Here is an 18,107-nt window from a genome sequence, read left to right on the forward strand (position 1 = left end):
GCACAATTCCGGCTAAGCGCGCGCCCGAACCGGCCCGCGCCTTTGCGGCGCGCGGGTCCGAGCCCAGAACATCCGCCTTACCGAAAGCGCCATCATGTCCGCCCTGCGCAATATCGCGATCATCGCCCACGTCGACCACGGCAAGACCACTCTGGTCGACCAGCTTTTCCGCCAGTCCGGCACGTTCCGCGACAACCAGCGCGTGGAAGAGCGCGCGATGGATTCCAACGATCTCGAAAAGGAACGCGGGATCACCATTCTGGCCAAGTGCACCTCGGTCGAATGGACGTCGCCCCAGTCGGGCGAAACGATCCGCATCAACATCGTCGATACCCCCGGCCACGCCGACTTCGGCGGCGAGGTGGAACGCATCCTGTCGATGGTCGATGGCGTGATCCTGCTGGTCGACAGCTCGGAAGGCGCGATGCCGCAGACCAAGTTCGTCACCGGCAAGGCGCTGGCGCTCGGCCTCAAGCCGATCGTGGTGGTCAACAAGATCGACCGTCCCGACGGCCGCGCGCAGGAAGTGCTGGACGAGGTGTTCGACCTGTTCGTCAGCCTCGACGCCAACGACGAACAGCTCGAATTCCCGGTGCTCTACGCCTCGGGCCGCAACGGTTACGCCAGCGAGGACGAAGCCGCCCGCGAAGGCACGCTGGAGCCGCTGTTCGAAAAGATCGTGTCCCACGTGCCGGCGCCGAACCTGGACGTGGACGGCCCGTTCTCGTTCCTGGCGACGCTGCTCGATCGCGATAACTTCATGGGCCGCGTGCTGACCGGCCGCGTCCAGTCGGGCACGATCAAGGTCAACCAGCCGATCCACGCGCTGGATGCCGAAGGCAAGGTGATCGAAGTCGGCCGCGCCTCCAAGCTGCTGTCGTTCAACGGGCTGGACCGCGTGCCGGTGGACGAAGCCCGCGCGGGCGACATCATTGCGCTGGCAGGGCTGGAAAAGGCCACCGTGGCCAACACCATCGCCGATCCTTCGGTGAGCACGCCGATCACCGCGCAGCCGATCGATCCGCCGACGCTGGCGATGCGCTTCGCCGTCAACGACAGCCCATTCGCGGGCCGTGAGGGCGACAAGGTGACCAGCCGCATGATCCGCGACCGCCTGCTGCGCGAAGCGGAAACCAACGTCGCCATCCGCGTGACCGAAAGCGCCGACAAGGACAGCTTCGAAGTGGCCGGGCGCGGCGAACTCCAGCTGGGCGTGCTGATCGAGACGATGCGCCGCGAAGGCTTCGAGCTGGGCATCAGCCGCCCGCGCGTGCTGTTCGATACCGACGAGACGGGCGCGCGCACCGAGCCTTACGAAACGGTCGTGATCGACGTGGACGACGAATTCTCGGGCACGGTCGTCGAGAAGATGCAGCGCCGCAAGGCCGAACTGACCGAGATGAAGCCTTCGGGCGTGGGCAAGACCCGCATCATCTTCTCGGCCCCGTCGCGCGGCCTGATCGGCTATCACGGCGAATTCCTGTCCGACACGCGCGGCACCGGTATCATGAACCGGCTGTTCGAGAAGTACGGCCCGCACAAGGGGCCGATCGAGGGGCGGCTCAACGGCGTGCTGATCTCCAACGGTACCGGCGAGGCGGTGGGCTATGCGCTCAACAGCCTTGAGGATCGCGGCATCCTGTTCGTGCGGCCGCAGGACAAGATCTACGAAGGCATGATCATCGGCGAGAACGCCAAGCCGGAAGATCTCGAAGTCAACCCGATGAAGTCCAAGCAGCTCACCAACTTCCGCTCGACCGGCAAGGACGACGCGATCCGCCTGACCCCGCCGAAGATCATGACGCTGGAACAGGCCATCGCCTATATCGACGACGACGAAATGGTCGAAGTGACGCCGAAGACGATCCGCCTGCGCAAGGCGATCCTCGATCCGAACGAGCGCAAGAAGGCCAGCCGGAAGAAGGAAGCGGCGTAAGCCTCGGCTTCCCGGCCATCGGAACACGAAAAAGGCGGCGGGGCATCGGTCCCGCCGCCTTTTTCATGGGCTATTGGGCGCTCCCCTACAGCGCGTAGCGGTGGTATTCCTTTTCGACCATGGGCAGGATGCGCAGGGCCTGTTCGCGTTCGCTGTCGGCTTCGGCGCCGCGGTCCAGATGCCGCAGGATCAGGCTGCGGATGTAGCGGCTCTGCGCCAGGCCGGGTGACTGGACCAGCGCGGCGTCGATATCCGCCAGCGCCTCGGTGAACTTGCCAAGCCGCAGCCAGACGACCGCGCGGCTGTCGAGGATTTCGGAGGTGTCGTCGCTCAGCTCGATGGCGCTGGTGCAATCCTTCAGCGCGGTGTCGATCTGCACCTGCCGCAGCGCCTTGGTCCAGCAGCGCCCGTTCAGCAGGCTGGGCTTGCCCGGTTTCTGCGTGATCAGCGCATCATATTGCCCGATCGCTGCCGCCGGATCGCCGAACTCGCCGAGAATCTGCGCGCGCGAGAGCTGGTAATCGAAGCGCGTCTGCCCGCCGAGCGCGATCTTTTCATCGAGCAGGGCCAGCGCGCTGTCCACCTTGCCCTGCTTCGCCGCATAGTAGGCGAGCCGGCCGATCGCCGGGAGCGATGACGGATCGATCGCCCGTGCCGCATCGGCATCCTTCTCGGCGGAGGCATAATCGCCGATGGTGTCGTAGAGGTCGGCGCGCACGAGGTACTCGTCCACCGACGGGTGCGTGGCGATCACGTGCGAAAGATCGGCGATGGCGCCCTTCCGGTCGCCGATGCCCTTGCGATAGTTCGCGCGGTTGCTCCACGGCAGCGTATCGTCCGCCTCGGCGGTTGCGATCGCGCGTTCATAGATGGCGTTGATACCGGTGATCTGGGACGAGGCGCGGGTTGCCGCTTCGGTCAGTTGCCAGCGCCGCCGTGTATCGAGCGGCGCGATCAGCCTTGGCGCCTGCGCGTTGACCGCGGCCGCCCGATCCCGTTCGCCGGCGACGGCGGAGGGCGCCACTTCGGTGCCGGCCATGGTCATCGTTTCGTCCAGGGTCAGCACGGCGCCCTCCAGCGAGAGGCTGCGCTGCAGGTGTCGCCCGGCTACCTCGGTATCGAGATGGCGTGCGCCTTCGACCGTCAGGCCCCGGCCATCTTCCGGTAGACGGATGCGGGCCTTGTAGTGCATGCGATCAGGGGTGCCAGTCGTTACGGGGATATTCGCCCAGGACGTGCGGGCGCGGTCCGGGCTGAATTCCTGGTCACCGGTCAGGCGCGCAACCTGCCGCTTGCGCAAGTGGTCCTCGGTGGTCCACGGCGTGGTGAACACGGCCCTGCCGGACACGGCGACCGTTCCGAGGTCTGGATCGGGCTTTGCCACCAGATCGGCGAACTGGCCCTCTCCGAGCAGCCGCTGCAGCATCGTTGCGAGGAACTGTTCGTGTTCCTTCTCGGCCAATTGTTCCCTGGCCGTATTCATCAGCGTGGCCGCGCCGCCTCGGAAGACGGCGTTGATCTGCGTCAGCGAGGGCAAATCGGTGCTGGTGCTTTCATCGATGTCCAGCGTGATATCGACCGTAGGACGCGCGGGCGCGGTTCGCTGGATCGCTTCCAGCTCCGCCCCGTCGGCGCGCAGCGGCAACACCTGCCGCATCGTGGGCGTATCGCCGAGATCGGGCAGGCGCGTGCCCGTGTCGGTCCCATCCAGCCAGACCGACCGTCCGCCGATGCGCGCGCGCACGAACACATGGTCGAACGCCCCCGCCGAAGGCAGGTGCTGCGGCACCAGATCGTCCATCGTCGCGCTGGCCAGTACCGGTTCGGCATCGATCTGCAGCGCGCGCAGCATGGCCAGCAGCAGCAGCGTCTTGGCCTTGCAATCGCCATACCGGATCGACCAGGTGCGCTCCGGTGTCTGCGGAACGTAGTTGCCGCCGTTCATCTGGACGGCGACATAGCGGATCTTGTCCTGCACGCTGCGCAGCGCCAGGGCGGCCTGCGTCAGCGGGTTGGCGCTCGCCTTGCGGATCGTTTCGATTTCCGCCGCCAGCGCGCCGTCCTTCTCGATCGTGCCTTCGGTGGCGAACAGCGGGCTCATCACTTTCGAGACTTCGCGCCAGGACGCGAAATCGGACGCTTCGATGAAGGCCGGCTGGCGGAAGCGCAGGGGCGCGTCTCCGGGCATTTCCGGCTTCTTCGGCGTGGGCAGCGCCACGGATACGGTGGTGAAGCCATCGCGCGTGACCGTGGTGGTTTGCGGGGTGGCGCCCACGATCTGCCAGTGCGGCGGCCGTTTGGACGGGAAGCTCAACGCCATCGTCGCGCCGCTGGTTTTGGCGGGCAGCGCGATCAGCGGCGCCTGCCACTGCGCACGATCGCCCAGCGCCTTGTCCAGCGTGGTAACGGACGCGCGCACGTGCAGGGTATCGCCGATCTGGAGGCCCTCAGGCTCCATCGTGGCGGTCAGGAGACCGGTGATCTGGCGCTGTTCCAGCTGCTGTTCACGCCGCAGGACGTCGAACCGCTTGCCGTCCTTGAGCAGATCGATCGTCGCGCCGTTGCGGATGATCGCTACTTCGTGAACGATGAGATCGCCCTTGTCCGGCAGCCACGGCAGCGCGAGCGTGGAGTTGCTGGCGATCGTTTCGGCGTTGGTCATCTTGACCGTGATGTCGAAATAGCTCCACACCCGGCCATCGGCGATCCGCACTTGCCAATCGTAAAGCGGCGCGAACGCACTGTCGCTGGCCAGCGTGCCGGGTAGCGAAACCGGGTGAATCCAGGCGGGCGAAGGTTGATACAGCGGCGTTTCGCCGGCTGCGGCGGGTTGCGCCAGCAGCACGGCCGCCATGGCCGAAACACCCGCCAAATCGATTCTGCCCATGCGTCTTTGCCCCCGTATCAGCGAGCGTGCGCCATTGGCGGACCCGCGTCAGCGTGTTGAAGTAGGGCGAATTATTTGCGGCAACGCAACCCGTACCGCCAAAACGCACACAGTTTCCGCCGCTCCCCGAGGTCGCATATTTGTTCATCAAACCCGGAGTGAACCTGAACAAAAGCTGCCAGTTCCTTTCCGGTTTCGTTCAGCGCGAATCGCCTAGACCGCTTCTCACGGCGGCACATCGGGGAAGGCACGGGGCTTTCCAGGGACCGTTCCGGGAGAACGCTCATGATGCAATTCGCGAAGAAGGCGATCCTCGCCACCGCGCTGGCCGCCACCACGTTTGCCAGCGTCGCGCCGGCCTCGGCCCGGCCCTATTACGGCGGTGGCTATGGCGGCGGTTATCATCGCGGTGGTGGGGACGCCACCGGCGCCGCGATCGTCGGCGGGATCGTCGGCATCGCCATCGGCGCGCTGATCGCCTCGAGCGCCAACAGCAACAAGCACGACCGCTACCGCGATCGCGGCTGGACTTGGCGCGACGGATACTACTGGGACCGTGACGGTCGTCGCTATGACCAGAACGGCCGGCCCTGCGATGACGAGGGCTATTACGCCCGCCGCGGGTACAACAACCAGGGTTACAACAACGGCTACGGCGGCGACTACCGGGACGGCTATCGCGGCGATCCGCGTGGCTATCCCTACGGCAACTGATCCGGGGGGACGGGACGGGGGCGACCCCGTCCCGTTTTGCGACGGATCGTGCCCTGATAACGCCGTGTGACGGGATTTTTCAGGCTCCGTTCAGCGCGAGCCGGGCAGATGAAAAGGCAACAGTCCGTGCCAGGGACCGACACGGCGGATGAGGAGAACAGTCGTGAACCATCTCAAGAAAGGCATCGTTGCGATGACGCTGGCGGCCACCGCGCTGGCGGCCGCGGCTCCGGCGCAGGCACGCCCCTACTACGGCGGCCCCTATTACGGCCATCGTGGTGGCGACAGCACGGGCGCGGCGATCGCGGGCGGCATCGTCGGCCTGGCGGTCGGCGCGGCCATCGCGTCGAACCACCGCGACCGCTACTATGATCGCGGCTATTATGCCGACTACCCGGCGTATCCGGCCTATCCGGCGCCGGTCTATCCCGCCTATCCGGTCTATCCGCGCAGCTACTATTACGCGCCGCCGCCCCCGCCGCCCGTGGTGGTCTATCGCGGCGGCTGGGGCTGGCACGGCGGCTGGCACCACGGATACCGCCGCGGCTGGTAAAGGCACCGCGGTTTGCCTCGGCCGCTACCTTTCGTGTACTCGCCAAGCACGAAAGGGGCGGCTAAGGGGACGCGATGGTCGACTCCACCGATACTGGGTCCTTGCCCGCCACGACCCAAGGGCTGCGCGTGGCGCTGTTCAGCGGCAACTACAACTATGTCCGCGATGGCGCCAACCAGGCGCTGAACCGGCTGGTCGGCTATCTCCAGCGCCAGGGCGCGCAAGTGCGCGTCTATGCGCCCAAGGTGGCCAACCCCGCGTTCCCGTCCAAGGGTAAGCTGGTCGGGGTGCCTTCCATCGCCATTCCCGGCCGCGCGGAATACCGCCTGCCAATCGCGCTCAGCCCGCGTGTGCGGCGCGATCTGGCCACGTTCGCGCCGCATGTGGTCCACGTTTCCTCGCCCGACATCGCCGGCCACCGCGCGGTGAGCTGGGCGCGCCGGCAGCGCCTGCCGATCCTCGCCTCGGTCCACACCCGGTTCGAGACCTACCCCCGCTATTACAACATGGCGTTCCTGGAACCGGTGCTCGAGGCCGTGCTGCGCCGTTTCTATCGCCGGTGCGATGCGCTGGTCGCGCCGTCCGAATCGATGGCGCAAGTGCTGCGCGCGCAGCGCATGAACTACGACATCGACATCTGGTCGCGCGGGGTGGACCGCGATGTCTTCCATCCCGGCCGCCGCGATACCGCCTGGCGGCAAAGCCTGGGCATCGCCGATGACGAGGTGGTGATCGGCTTCCTCGGCCGCCTGGTCATGGAAAAGGGGCTGGACGTCTTTTCGGATTCGATCGACCAGCTTGCCCGGCGCGGCGTGGCGCACCGGGTGATGGTGGTGGGAGAAGGGCCGGCGCACGACTGGTTCACCGAACGGTTGCCGCAAGCGGTGTTCACCGGCTTCCAGGGCGGCGCGGACCTTGGCCGCGCGGTCGCCAGCATGGACGTGCTGTTCAACCCGTCCATCACCGAGACATTCGGCAACGTCACGCTGGAGGCGATGGCCTGCGGCGTGCCGGTGGTCGCTGCGGCGGCCACGGGCAGCCAGAGCCTGGTCGACGACGGCGTTTCCGGCCGGCTGATCGCCCCCGGCGCGGTGCGCCAGTTCGCCGAGGCGCTGCGCGCCTATGTCGAGGACGCCGACCTGCGCGCGCGCCACGGCGCGGCGGGCGAGGCGCGCAGCCTGGAATTCAGCTGGGACCGCATCAACCAGGCGGTGGCCGACACCTACCTGCGGCTGATCCGGCAGAAGGGCAAGGCGAAGCGGCGGTAGAGGTATTGGGGGAGGGACGCGGTTCGCGAGCAATCCCCCATGTCCGCTCGTCCTGAGCCTGTCGAAGGACGCGCGCCCTGCTGACCGCGCGCGGTAAACCGCCTCAAGATCAACCGTAGCGCGGGTCCTTCGACGGGCTCAGGACGAACGGGGGTTTTGCGTGCCCAAACTCCGCAACCTCGTCGCGTCCGCACCGGCAGCCTGCCAGGCGTTTACCGGTGGCTGCCCAGCATGTTGGCGTGGGTGATTGCCACGGCGAGCGCGTCCGCCGCGTCCTCGCCGGCCAGTTTCACGCCGGGGAGCAGCACTTTCAGCATCGCCTGAACCTGCAGCTTTTCCGCGCCGCCGGTGCCGACCAGCGCTTTCTTGATGACCTTGGTGGGGTATTCCGCCACCGGAATGCCCGCGCGCGCCACCGAAAGCATGGCGACGCCGCGTGCTTGCCCCAGCTTCAGCGTCGACTGCGGGTTCACGTTGACGAAGACTTCCTCGACCGCGCCGGTATCGGGGCGGTGGGCCAGGATCACGTCGGTCAGCGCGGCGTCCAGCTCCACCAGCCGTTCGGCCATGCTGGCCTTGGCGTCGGTGCGGATCTGGCCGTTGGCGATGTGGCTCAGCCGGCTGCCCGCCTTGGCCACCACGCCCCAGCCGGTGCAGGTGAGGCCGGGATCGATGCCGAGGATGATCATTCCTGCCCCTTCCGCAGACGGGAGGCCAATGGGTGGGAAGGTCCGGCGCCGCGCCCCGCAACGCCCACCCCCGACCCCTCCCGCAGGCGGGAGGGGAGATGCATCAGGCCAGCTTTTCCATCACCCAAGCTTTTCCATTACTTCGTCGGGGATTTCGTAGTTGCCCCACACGGTCTGTACGTCGTCGTCGTCGTCCAGCACGTCGATCAGCTTCAGCAGCGTGGCGGCGTCGTCGGCGGAAACCTCGGTCTTGAGGTTGGGCCGCCATGCCAGCTTCACGCCTTCGGCTTCGCCCAGCGTCTTTTCCAGCTCGCGCGCCACTTCGTGGAGGTTTTCCACCGCCACCCAGATCGAATGCGATTCCTCGTCGCTCTCGACATCGTCGGCGCCGGCCTCGATCGCGGCTTCGAGCACCTTTTCCTCGTCACCGGCCTTGCCGGGGTATTCGATCAGGCCCAGCCGCTCGAAGCCGTGGCTGACCGCGCCGCTGGCGCCCAGGTTGCCGCCGTTCTTGGCGAAGGCGGTGCGGACGTTGGTGGCGGTGCGGTTGCGGTTGTCGGTCAGCGCCTCGACGATCAGCGCGACGCCGCCGGGGCCGTAGCCCTCATAGCGGATTTCCTCGTAGTTCTCCGCATCGCCCTTGCTGGCCTTGTCGATCGCGCGCTGGATGTTGTCCTTGGGCATCGACTGCGCCTTGGCGGCGTTGACCGCGGCGCGCAGGCGCGGGTTCATGTCCGGATCGGGCATGCCCATCTTGGCCGCGACGGTGATTTCGCGGCTGAGCTTGGAGAACTGGGCAGAGCGCTTCTTGTCCTGCGCGCCCTTGCGGTGCATGATGTTCTTGAATTTGGAATGGCCAGCCATGGGAACCTTCGGAAGTCTGCGAGTTGCGGAGCTTCCGGCATCCTCGGCGCCCCGGTTGCGCGCGCCTTACACCGCGCGGGGGGGCGATAGCAACCGCCCCCGGAATTCCCGCTGTTGTCGGTGTTTGCGCGCGCGGTGGTTCCGCGTCGGTTCGGGGTCAGCCCAGGCCCAGCGCGGTCTTGTAGGTTTCGAGAACCATTTCCATCTCGCGGCGGTCGTCGGGCTTCATCTTCCGCAGGCGGACGATCTGGCGCATGATCTTGGCGTCGTAACCCACGGCCTTGGCTTCGTTGTAGACATCCTTGATGTCGTCGCCGATGCCCTTCTTTTCTTCTTCAAGGCGTTCGATGCGCTCGATCAGGAGGCGCAGGCGATCATCGGCGGCTTCGGCCATCGGGAAACTCCGCAAGGGTTATGGTGAATCGGTCGGCCGCGCTGATAGCGGGCGCGCCGGTTCGCGCAAAGCGGCGGCTGTGGAAATCCTCTCCGCTGGCGGCGGAACTATCGGCGGATCGTCAGTGTCCGGCGTTCTTCTTCATGCTTTCCTCCATGCGCGCCAGCTGTTCGGGCGTCGCCGCGGTCTGGAAGCGGGCCTTCCATTCGGCGGCGGGCAGGCCGTGGATCGCTTCGCGCGCGGCGGTCTTGTCCAGCCCGGCGCCGGCTTCGTTGATCCAGTCGGCCAGGCAGTTGCGGCAGAAGCCCGCCAGGCCCATCAGATCGATGTTCTGCGCATCGTGGCGGTGGCGCAGATGGCGCACCAGGCGGCGGAACGCGGCGGCGGCCACCGCATCGGGCAGGGTATCGAGCGCGTCGGCGGGGGTATCGCCGGCACCGGGTGTCGCATTCGTATCCATGGCAATCATTCCCTTGGGTTTTCCCGTCGCATAGGCCATAGGCCGGGGCCGTTGAAGAGGCGCTTTCCGTAAGGGCCGCAAAAACTAGGGAGCCACGCGTGGCGAAACATGATCCCCGGGGCCGCAAGGTGAAGATTCTGGCGACGGTAGGCCCGGCCAGCCGCGCGCCCGAGATGCTCGAAAAGCTGTTCCGTGCCGGCGCCGACGCCTTCCGCGTCAACATGAGCCATGGCGATCACGCCACCCACGCCGAAACGATCGCCTCGATCCGCGCGCTGGAAAAGAAGGTCAACCGGCCGATCACGATCCTGTGCGACCTGCAGGGGCCGAAGCTGCGCGTGGGCACGTTCCGCGAAGGCCGCGCGGTGATCCGCCATTCGGGCCACTTCACGCTGGACCGCAATCCCGAACCGGGCGACGAGACGCGCGTCTGCCTGCCGCATCCCGAACTGTTCGGCATCCTCGAAAAAGGCCAGCGCCTGCTGATCGACGACGGCAAGCTGAGGTTGCGCGTGATCCGCGCGGACAAGGACGCGATCCTGTGTTCGGCCGAGGTCGGCGGGGTGATTTCCGACCGCAAGGGCGTGAACGTACCCGATGCGGTGGTGCCGGTGCCGGCGCTGACCGACAAGGACCGCCGCGATCTGGCCTTCGCGGTGGAGCATGGCGCGGACTGGATCGCGCTGTCGTTCGTGCAGCGGCCCGAGGACGTGGCCGAGGCGCGCCGCCTGATGGGCGGATACGGTTCGCTGATGGCCAAGATCGAGAAGCCGGCGGCGATTTCGCGGCTGGAGGAGATCATCGAGCTTTCCGACGGCATCATGGTGGCGCGCGGCGATCTGGGCGTGGAGCTGAACCCCGAGGAAGTGCCGCCGCTGCAGAAGCGCATCGTCGAATTCGCGCGGCGGCAGGGCAAGCCGGTGGTTGTCGCCACGCAGATGCTCGAATCGATGATCGAAACCCGACGCCGACGCGCGCCGAAGTTTCCGACGTGGCCAACGCGGTTTATGACGGCGCGGACGCGGTGATGCTCTCGGCCGAAACCGCCGCCGGCGCCTGGCCGGAGGAGGCGGTGACGATCATGCACCGCATCGCCGCGCAAGTGGAAGCCGATCGCGGCTATGCCGCGCGCGTCCATTTCATCGAGACCCTGCCCGATCCGACGACGGCAGACGCCCTGTCGCAAGCCTGCGCCAGCATTGCCGATACGCTGCCGATCTCGGGCATCATCGTGTTCACCGGATCGGGATCCACCGCGCGCCGCGTCGCGCGCGAGCGGCCGGCGGTGCCGATGCTGGTGCTGACGCCGTCGGTGAAGACCGCGCGCAAGCTGGGCCTGCTGTGGGGCGCGCACGCCGTGACCACGCGCGACATCGGCAGCTTTGAGGAGATGATCGCCAAGGGCAAGCGCATGGCGCTGCGCCACGGCTTCGGCACGGCCGGTGCCAGGCTGGTGACGCTGGCCGGCGTTCCCTTCGGCACGCCGGGCGCGACCAACCTGCTGCACGTGGTCACGCTGGCGGGCGACGAACTGACGCGGCACGGCGAGCAGCCCGACACCTGACCGGTGACGATGGGGGCTCCGCGCGGCGGGGGCGCTGTAACATTGAAACAAAAGTGTCATGTGGCGCGCCTACGGCAAGTCTGAGCAAGAATGCTCAGGGCCACAGATTCGGGTTTCATGAACGCATCGATTACCATGTCCGGCGCCGCTTCCGGCGTCGGCGGTTCCAAGCCGGCCGGGCGGCCCGATCTTGACCGCGGCCTGGGCCGGGTGGGGATGATCGCCTTCGTCGGCGCGATCGCTGCGGCCGTCGTCTATGTCGCCTGGAGCATCTATTCCGACGCCGCGGCCTCGGGCGTGCAGCCGACGACCTACCTGCCGTTCGTGCTGCTGTTCGTGGCCCTGCTGATCGCGCTGGGCTTCGAATTCGTGAACGGCTTCCACGATACCGCGAACGCGGTGGCGACGGTGATCTACACCAACGCCATGCCCGCGCACGCGGCGGTGGTGTGGTCTGGCTTCTTCAATTTCCTGGGCGTGCTGCTGTCTTCCGGCGCGGTCGCCTTCGGCATCGTTTCGCTCCTGCCGGTGGAACTGATCCTCAAGGTGGGGTCCAACGCCGGTTTCGCGATGGTGTTCGCGCTGCTGATCGCGGCGATCGTGTGGAACCTCGCGACGTGGTGGTTCGGCCTGCCTTCGTCCAGCTCGCACACGCTGATCGGTTCGATCATCGGCGTCGGCGTCGCCAATGCGCTGCTGCATGGCAAGAGCGGCACCTCGGGCGTGGATTGGGGCAAGGCGACCGAGATCGGTCAGGCGCTGCTGCTGTCTCCGCTGATCGGCTTCGGCGTGGCCGCGCTGCTGCTGCTGGCGATGAAAGTGCTGGTGCGCAACCGCGCGCTCTATGCCGAACCGAAGGACGGCGTGCCGCCGCCGTGGTGGATTCGCGGGCTGCTGATCTTCACCTGCACCGGCGTCAGTTTCGCGCACGGGTCGAACGACGGGCAGAAGGGCATGGGCCTGATCATGCTGATCCTGATCGGCACGGTGCCCACCGCCTATGCGCTGAACCGCGCCGTGCCCGATCGCTACATGGCGGAGTTCCATGCCAATACCGCGGCCGCCGCCGGCGTGCTGGGTGCGCCCGCCGCTTCCGGCACCACGCCCGCACAGGCCCGCGAGGCCATCACGCGTTACATCGCCGACCGCAAGTTCACGCCCGCCACGCTGCCGGCGCTGGGCGTGCTGATCCGCGATGTCGACACGCAGGTCAGCGAATACGGTTCGCTGGCCAAGGTGCCGGCCGCCGCCGTGGGCAACATCCGCAACGACATGTACCTCGCTTCGGAGGCGATCCGCTGGCTGGGCAAGGACAAGAAGGCCGCCCTGCCCGAAGCGAGCGCCAAGGCGCTGTCCGCCTACAAGGGCTCGCTCGACGCTGGCACCCGCTTCATCCCGACCTGGGTGAAAGTGGCTGTCGCCGTGGCGCTGGGGCTGGGCACCATGGTCGGCTGGAAGCGCATCGTGGTGACGGTGGGCGAAAAGATCGGCAAATCGCACCTGACCTATGCGCAGGGCGCTTCGGCCGAACTCGTGGCCATGGGCACGATCGCCGGCGCGGACATGCTGGGCCTGCCGGTTTCGACCACGCACGTCCTCTCCTCCGGCGTGGCGGGCACGATGGCGGCCAACCGGTCGGGCCTGCAGATGGGCACGATCCGCAACCTGCTGATGGCCTGGGTACTGACGCTGCCAGCCTCGATCCTGCTCTCGGGCGGGCTTTACCTGCTGTTCCACGCGCTCGTCGGATAGCGCGGCGGCGCGGGAGAGAAGCCCCGCGCCACCTTTGGCTTCAGAACCGCTCGCCGACCATTTCCTCGCTCTTCGCCCAGAGCGCGCGGGCATTGTCCGGATCGAGCGCGTAGGAACGCACGCCTTCGGACACCGGGCTGATGAGTCCGTCGGTCACTTCGGAAACGTGGCAGTTCTCGCAATAGCGCCCGCCGACCTCGTCCGCACTGGCGACCACGCCGGCCCAGACCGAGGTCGCCGCGCCCTGCGGAATGGTCTTCCAGGCGAACGGCGGCTTTCCTTCCGTCGCCAGATCGGCGTTGATCTGTTCCACCAGCGCATCGAGCGCGTCCTGGCCCATATGGCGGCCCAGTTCGGTGTTGATGCCGCCCGGATGCAGCGCGGTGGCGCGCACGCCGCGATCCCGGTGGCGGCGGTCGAATTCCACCGCGAACAGCACGTTCGCGGTCTTCGAGCGGCCATAGGCTTCGAAGGGCGTATACGGCGTGCGATCGAAGTTGGGATCGTCCAGATCGACGTCGGAGAAGCGGTGGCCCGACGAGGCGACGGCGACGAACCGGCCACCCGGCGCGATCAGCCCGGCGATGCGGTTGACGAAGACGAAATGGCCAAGGTGGTTGGTGCCGAACTGGGTCTCGAAGCCATCTGCCGTCTTGCCCAACGGCGTGGCCATGACGCCGGCGTTGGCGATGACGAGGTCGAACGGCCGTCCATCGGCGACGAGCGCGTCGGCCGCGGCGCGGACGCTGGCGAGCGAGGCCAGATCGAGCTCGATCAGGTCGAGCCCGCCACCGTTGGCGGCCTGTTCGCGCACCACGGCGGTCGCGGCTTCGGCCTTGGCGAGATCGCGCGCGGCGCCCACCACCTGAGCGCCATGCGCGGCCAGCGCGCGCGCGGTTTCGACGCCGAGGCCGGCGGAAACGCCGGTGACCAGCACGCGCTTGCCGGAAAGATCGATGCCGGCCAGCACGTCGTCGGTGGTGGATGTGGCTCCGAAGGTCTGGGACATGAAAGGGACTCCTGTCTGGGGCGCACCGCTCCCGCCGCCAGAAGGCCCATTGCCTGCCGCCGGTTGAGGGTATATGAAAGGGAGGGTTCCTCCGCTTTAATACGGAGGCATCCTCCGTTTATCAAGGGGCGTCGTGTGGCGACGGTCGAAAAAGTTTCCGGTGCCGAAGCCGGCCGGCGGCCGCGTGCCGATGCGGCCCGCAATCGCGCGCGGTTGCTGGATGCGGCCAAGGCGGTCTTCGCGGCGAAGGGCGCCGACGCGAGCCTGGAGGCCATCGCCCGCACGGCGGGGGTGGGAATCGGCACGCTCTATCGCCATTTCCCCACCCGCGATGCGTTGATCGAGGCGGTCTATCGCAACGAGACCGACCAGCTTGGCGAAGCGGCGCGGCGCTTGGCCGCCGAACTGCCACCGCTGCCGGCGCTGCGCGCGTGGATGCTGGCCTTCGTGGACTACATGGCGACCAAGCAAGGCATGACCGACCTGCTCAACGCGATGCCGGCCGGCCCAGGCCAGCTCTATGCGGCATCGGGCGCCGTGATGCGCGAGGCGATGTTCGCGCTGATCGGCCGGGCGGTGAACGCGGGCGAGATGCGGTTCGATGGCGATCCGTTCGATCTGCTGCGCGCGCTGGGCGGGGTCGCCAGCCTCGGCCGCGATGACGACTGCGATAATGAGGGCGATAACGGTGGCGGGGCGGCGGCACGCGCTATGGTTGATATCCTGATCGCGGGCCTGCGCGCGCCGCGCGCCTGAGGCTCAGCCGAGCGGAACGGTCTGCTCCGCCAGTGCGGCCATCGCCGGGCGGTGGCTGACGAGGATCAGGCCGCTGCCGCTCGTATCGAGCCAGTCGCGCAGGCGCACGACGAGCAGCGCCTCGGTTTCCGCATCCAGTCCCTCGCTCGGTTCGTCGAGCACCAGCCAGGGCCGGCCGGCCAGCAGCGCGCGGGCGAGCGCGATGCGGCGGCGCTGGCCGCCCGAAAGCCGCGCGCCATCGCCGCCCAGCCACTGGTCCAGCCCTTCGGGCAGCGCGCGCACCACGTCGTCGGCACAGGCGACGCGCAGCGCGTCCCACATGCGCGCTTCGTCGAGGCCCGGCGCGGCAAGGCGCAGATTGTCGGCAATGGAGCCGGCGATCAGCGGCGCGTCCTGCGCGGCGAGCGCGAACAGCGGGCGGCGGCTTTCGGGGGCGATGGCGGTCAACGGTATGCCGTCGATTGCCATGGTCTGCGGGGCATCGTCGCGCAGGCCGGCGAGCGTTTCGACCAGCCGCGTCTTGCCCGCGCCCGATCGTCCGGCGATGCGCAGCCGCGCGCCGCTCGCGCAGGCCGCACCGGCGATGGTCAGCGCTTTCCCCTTGATGTCCGGGCCGGTCGGCGCGGGTCCGTGTTGGGCCAGGCTGGCGAGGCGGTGACGCGCGAGATCGACGCGCGGGGCTTGCATGTCGGTCTGCGCCAGCGCGGTCCAGCCTTCCAGCCCGCCCAGCGCGGCGAGCGCACCCAATGCGAGCAGCGGCGCGCCGGCCGGGCTGAGCGCGATCATGGCCGCCACGGTCACGGTGGCGATCAGGGCCTGCACCGCGCCGATGCGCGCTTCGGCGCGAACGGTGGCGAGCCGCGCCGCGTCGTAACCGGCGGCGGCATCGGCGGTCAGCGTGGCGATGCGCGGGGCCAGGCCATAGATGGCGATGTCGGCGCAAGGGGTGGCGCGGTCGGCATAGTCGCGCTTCATCCGCGCGAGCGCTTCCGCGCTGGCGGCGAGCGGTTCTGCCAACAGGCGCGCGGCCATGCGCCGGGCGGCGAGCCGCATCGCCACCATGCCCAGCACCAGCGCCAGCGCGGACGGCCGCCCCATCGCCAGCGCGGCCACCAGCGCGACCGTAGCCGAAGCCAGCGCGGCGGGCAGGGTGGTGCGGCGGATCACGCTGTCTTCCAGCGCATCGACATCGTTGCCGAGCCGCGCCGCGAGATCGCCGGTGCTGGTCTCCAGCGCTTCAGCGGGGCGGGCGGCGGCGAGCCGGGCGAACAGGCGCGGGCGCAGGCCGGCAAGGGTGAGCAGCGCGGCCTTGTGGCCCAGCAGCCGCTCGCCATAGCGCGTGGCGGTGCGGGTGATCGCCAAGCCCCGAATTGCCGCGCTGGGCAGCAGGTAGTTGAACGCCTGCACCGCCGCGATGCCACCCAGCCCGGCGATCGCCGCGCCCGCCAGGAACCAGCCCGACAGCGCCAGCAGTGTTACGCCGGCAGCCGCGGCCAGCACGGCGCAAAGCATGGCCAGGCGCAGCGTGGCGCGCTGGGGCCGGGCGGCTTCGGCCAGCAAGGTGTCGATCAGGAGAGGCGGCATGTGGACCCCGCAATGGCGATGAGGTCGGCGTCGTGCGTGGCGGCGATGACAAGGCGGCGCGCGGCCTGATCGGCCAGGATCGCGCGGATCGCGCGCGCGGTGTCGGCATCGAGATCGGCGGTCGGTTCGTCCAGCAGCAGGATGGGGCGGCCGCTGAGGATGGCACGGGCGAGCCCCATGCGGCGGCGTTCCCCGCCCGAAAGCCCGCTGCCGCGATGATCGAGCGGCGCGTCCAGCCCGCCGCGCGATCCAATCATCGTGCCGAGCCCCAGCCGCCCCAGCAGGATCAGCGTGGCGGCTTCGTCGAGCGGCGTGTCGGTCATCACCAGATTGTCGCGCAGGGTGCCGGGCACGAGCGCGACGCTTTGCCCCGCCCAGCCGATGGCCGGATTGAGCGCGCCGGGCACGAAGGGCGTTCCGTCGCGCGTGAGGGTACCTTGTTCGACCGGGACATGGCCGATCAGCGCCAGCAGCAGCGAGGACTTGCCCGCGCCGGTGGGGCCGGTGATCGCGTGGAAGCCGGGGCCGCGCCAGTCCGCGTCGGGCACCGTGATGGCCGCGCCTTCGGGATGACGCAGCACCAGCCCGCGCGTGGCCAGCACGGTCCCTGCGGAGGGGATGGCCTGCGTCGCCACCGGGGCCGGCATCCGCGCGCGCTCTGCGGCGATCGCGGCCAGCGCGGCTTCGCCGGTCTGCTTGTCGTGATAGGCGGCGGCAAGGCGGCGCATCCCCAGGTAGAACTCGGGTGCGAGCGCGAGGACGAAGAAGGCGCGCGTCAGCGTGAGGTGTTCGGGCGCGGGAAAGGGCAGCAGGCCCAGCAGCGAAAAGCCGCAATAGACCGCCACCAGCGCGACCGAGAGCGCCGCGAAGAATTCCAGCACCGCGCTCGACAGGAAAGCGATGCGCAGCACGGCCAGCGTGCGCCGCGCGACATCGGCGGACGCCGTGCCCAAGTGCGCGGCCACGCGCGCCTCCGCCCCGAACGCCAGAATCGCCGGCAGCGTGCGGACGCGGTCGACGAACAGGCCCGAAAGCCGGGACAGCGCCTGGTGCTGGGCATCGGCGGCGCGGCGCGCGGCCGATCCGGCGAGCGCCATGGCCAGGCCGAACGGCGCCAGTGTTATCAGCATGATGCCGGCGGCGATCATGCTTGCAGGCGCGGCCGCAAGCGCGATAAGAAAGGGCGAAATGGCTGCCGCCAGACGCAAGGGGGAGAAGCGCGCGGTGAGACCTTCTGTCACATCGACCGCGTCCACGGCGAGGTGTAGGTCCTCGCCGGCAAGGCGTGCGCGTTGCAGCCTTGTCGGAAGGAGCGCGCGGTGGAGATCCTGTCGCACCATTCGTTTTTCCGCATTGGCGGCGATTTGCCCGCTGATGCGGGCGCGGGCGACTGCGAAGGCGCGCAACGCTCCACCCGCCAGCAGGAGCAAGACCCATACCAAAGCATGATGTCCTTCCGCCCGCCGGCCCACGATGATGGCCAGCGCAAGGGCAACGGCCACTGCGCCCGCGCTGTCCAGAAGCCACCAGGCGCCGGCGCGGCCCGCGCCGCGGCGTTTTCTTTCAGGCATTTGGGAAATTGCGCTGCTTGACATATTCGTAAAGTCTTATATTAGTAAATATTGTAATTGATCAAGGGTTTGAGTCAAACCTCCGGCGCCGGCCCAGTGGCACCAA

At 68.2% G+C, this 18,107-nt stretch carries 14 protein-coding genes and 1 pseudogene; 7 read left to right on the forward strand and 8 right to left on the reverse strand.

Annotated features, from left to right (window positions below; all coding sequences use genetic code 11):
• Positions 1-94 precede the first annotated feature (94 nt).
• Positions 95-1,936 (forward strand): translational GTPase TypA, encoded by a 1,842-nt coding sequence (typA, locus tag F1640_RS12465; protein ID WP_194919455.1) that lies wholly within the window; start codon positions 95-97, stop codon positions 1,934-1,936.
• Positions 1,937-2,021: 85 nt separating this feature from the next.
• Here the strand turns inward: typA and F1640_RS12470 are convergent, their stop codons facing one another.
• Positions 2,022-4,823 carry a DUF3857 domain-containing protein gene (locus tag F1640_RS12470; RefSeq protein ID WP_194919458.1) on the reverse strand — a complete coding sequence of 934 codons (2,802 nt, stop codon included), beginning with the start codon at positions 4,821-4,823 and terminating at the stop codon, positions 2,022-2,024.
• A gap of 285 nt (positions 4,824-5,108) precedes the next feature.
• Between F1640_RS12470 and F1640_RS12475 the strand changes: the two genes are divergently transcribed.
• From F1640_RS12475 to F1640_RS12485, 3 genes are all read left to right on the forward strand, one after another.
• Positions 5,109-5,537 (forward strand): hypothetical protein, encoded by a 429-nt coding sequence (locus tag F1640_RS12475; protein WP_194919460.1) that lies wholly within the window; start codon positions 5,109-5,111, stop codon positions 5,535-5,537.
• 163 nt (positions 5,538-5,700) lie between these two features.
• On the forward strand, positions 5,701-6,090 hold the full coding sequence (locus F1640_RS12480; protein ID WP_233497485.1) for a hypothetical protein: 390 nt from the start codon (positions 5,701-5,703) through the stop codon (positions 6,088-6,090).
• Positions 6,091-6,164: 74 nt separating this feature from the next.
• The gene (locus tag F1640_RS12485; protein ID WP_194919462.1) at positions 6,165-7,358 is read left to right on the forward strand and encodes a glycosyltransferase family 1 protein; all 1,194 of its coding nucleotides are present in this window, start codon (positions 6,165-6,167) and stop codon (positions 7,356-7,358) included.
• Positions 7,359-7,570: 212 nt separating this feature from the next.
• On the opposite strand, the gene ruvC is transcribed toward F1640_RS12485, so the two are convergent.
• From ruvC to F1640_RS12505, 4 genes are all read right to left on the reverse strand, one after another.
• Positions 7,571-8,047 (reverse strand): crossover junction endodeoxyribonuclease RuvC, encoded by a 477-nt coding sequence (gene ruvC, locus F1640_RS12490; RefSeq protein ID WP_124809968.1) that lies wholly within the window; start codon positions 8,045-8,047, stop codon positions 7,571-7,573.
• A 120-nt stretch (positions 8,048-8,167) separates the two neighbouring features.
• On the reverse strand, positions 8,168-8,911 hold the full coding sequence (locus tag F1640_RS12495) for a YebC/PmpR family DNA-binding transcriptional regulator (protein ID WP_124809967.1): 744 nt from the start codon (positions 8,909-8,911) through the stop codon (positions 8,168-8,170).
• 157 nt (positions 8,912-9,068) lie between these two features.
• Complete coding sequence (locus F1640_RS12500) at positions 9,069-9,305, reverse strand: DUF2312 domain-containing protein (protein WP_124809966.1); 237 nt, start codon at positions 9,303-9,305, stop codon at positions 9,069-9,071.
• Between the two features lie 121 nt (positions 9,306-9,426).
• Positions 9,427-9,765, reverse strand: a complete 339-nt coding sequence (locus F1640_RS12505) for a DUF1244 domain-containing protein (protein WP_194919463.1) — start codon at positions 9,763-9,765, stop codon at positions 9,427-9,429.
• A gap of 98 nt (positions 9,766-9,863) precedes the next feature.
• On the opposite strand from F1640_RS12505, the pseudogene pyk reads away from it, so the two are divergent.
• Positions 9,864-11,329 (forward strand): annotated as a pseudogene (gene pyk, locus F1640_RS12510) (pyruvate kinase).
• Positions 11,330-11,464: 135 nt separating this feature from the next.
• The gene (locus F1640_RS12515; protein ID WP_194921418.1) at positions 11,465-13,081 is read left to right on the forward strand and encodes an inorganic phosphate transporter; all 1,617 of its coding nucleotides are present in this window, start codon (positions 11,465-11,467) and stop codon (positions 13,079-13,081) included.
• A gap of 40 nt (positions 13,082-13,121) precedes the next feature.
• Here the strand turns inward: F1640_RS12515 and F1640_RS12520 are convergent, their stop codons facing one another.
• A complete protein-coding gene (locus F1640_RS12520) occupies positions 13,122-14,090 on the reverse strand; it encodes an SDR family NAD(P)-dependent oxidoreductase (protein ID WP_124809963.1) in 969 nt (322 codons plus the stop codon).
• 135 nt (positions 14,091-14,225) lie between these two features.
• On the opposite strand from F1640_RS12520, the gene F1640_RS12525 reads away from it, so the two are divergent.
• Positions 14,226-14,846, forward strand: coding sequence for a TetR/AcrR family transcriptional regulator (locus tag F1640_RS12525; protein WP_194919465.1), 621 nt, complete (start codon positions 14,226-14,228; stop codon positions 14,844-14,846).
• 3 nt (positions 14,847-14,849) lie between these two features.
• Here the strand turns inward: F1640_RS12525 and F1640_RS12530 are convergent, their stop codons facing one another.
• Positions 14,850-16,430: an ATP-binding cassette domain-containing protein gene (locus tag F1640_RS12530; RefSeq protein ID WP_194919467.1), complete on the reverse strand. Its 1,581-nt coding sequence runs from the start codon at positions 16,428-16,430 to the stop codon at positions 14,850-14,852.
• A complete protein-coding gene (locus tag F1640_RS25720; RefSeq protein WP_305082349.1) occupies positions 16,415-18,001 on the reverse strand; it encodes an ATP-binding cassette domain-containing protein in 1,587 nt (528 codons plus the stop codon). The genes F1640_RS12530 and F1640_RS25720 overlap by 16 nt, the downstream gene beginning before the upstream one ends.
• Positions 18,002-18,107 lie beyond the last annotated feature (106 nt).

The organism is Novosphingobium sp. NBM11 (assembly GCF_015390225.1).
Taxonomy (GTDB): domain Bacteria; phylum Pseudomonadota; class Alphaproteobacteria; order Sphingomonadales; family Sphingomonadaceae; genus Novosphingobium.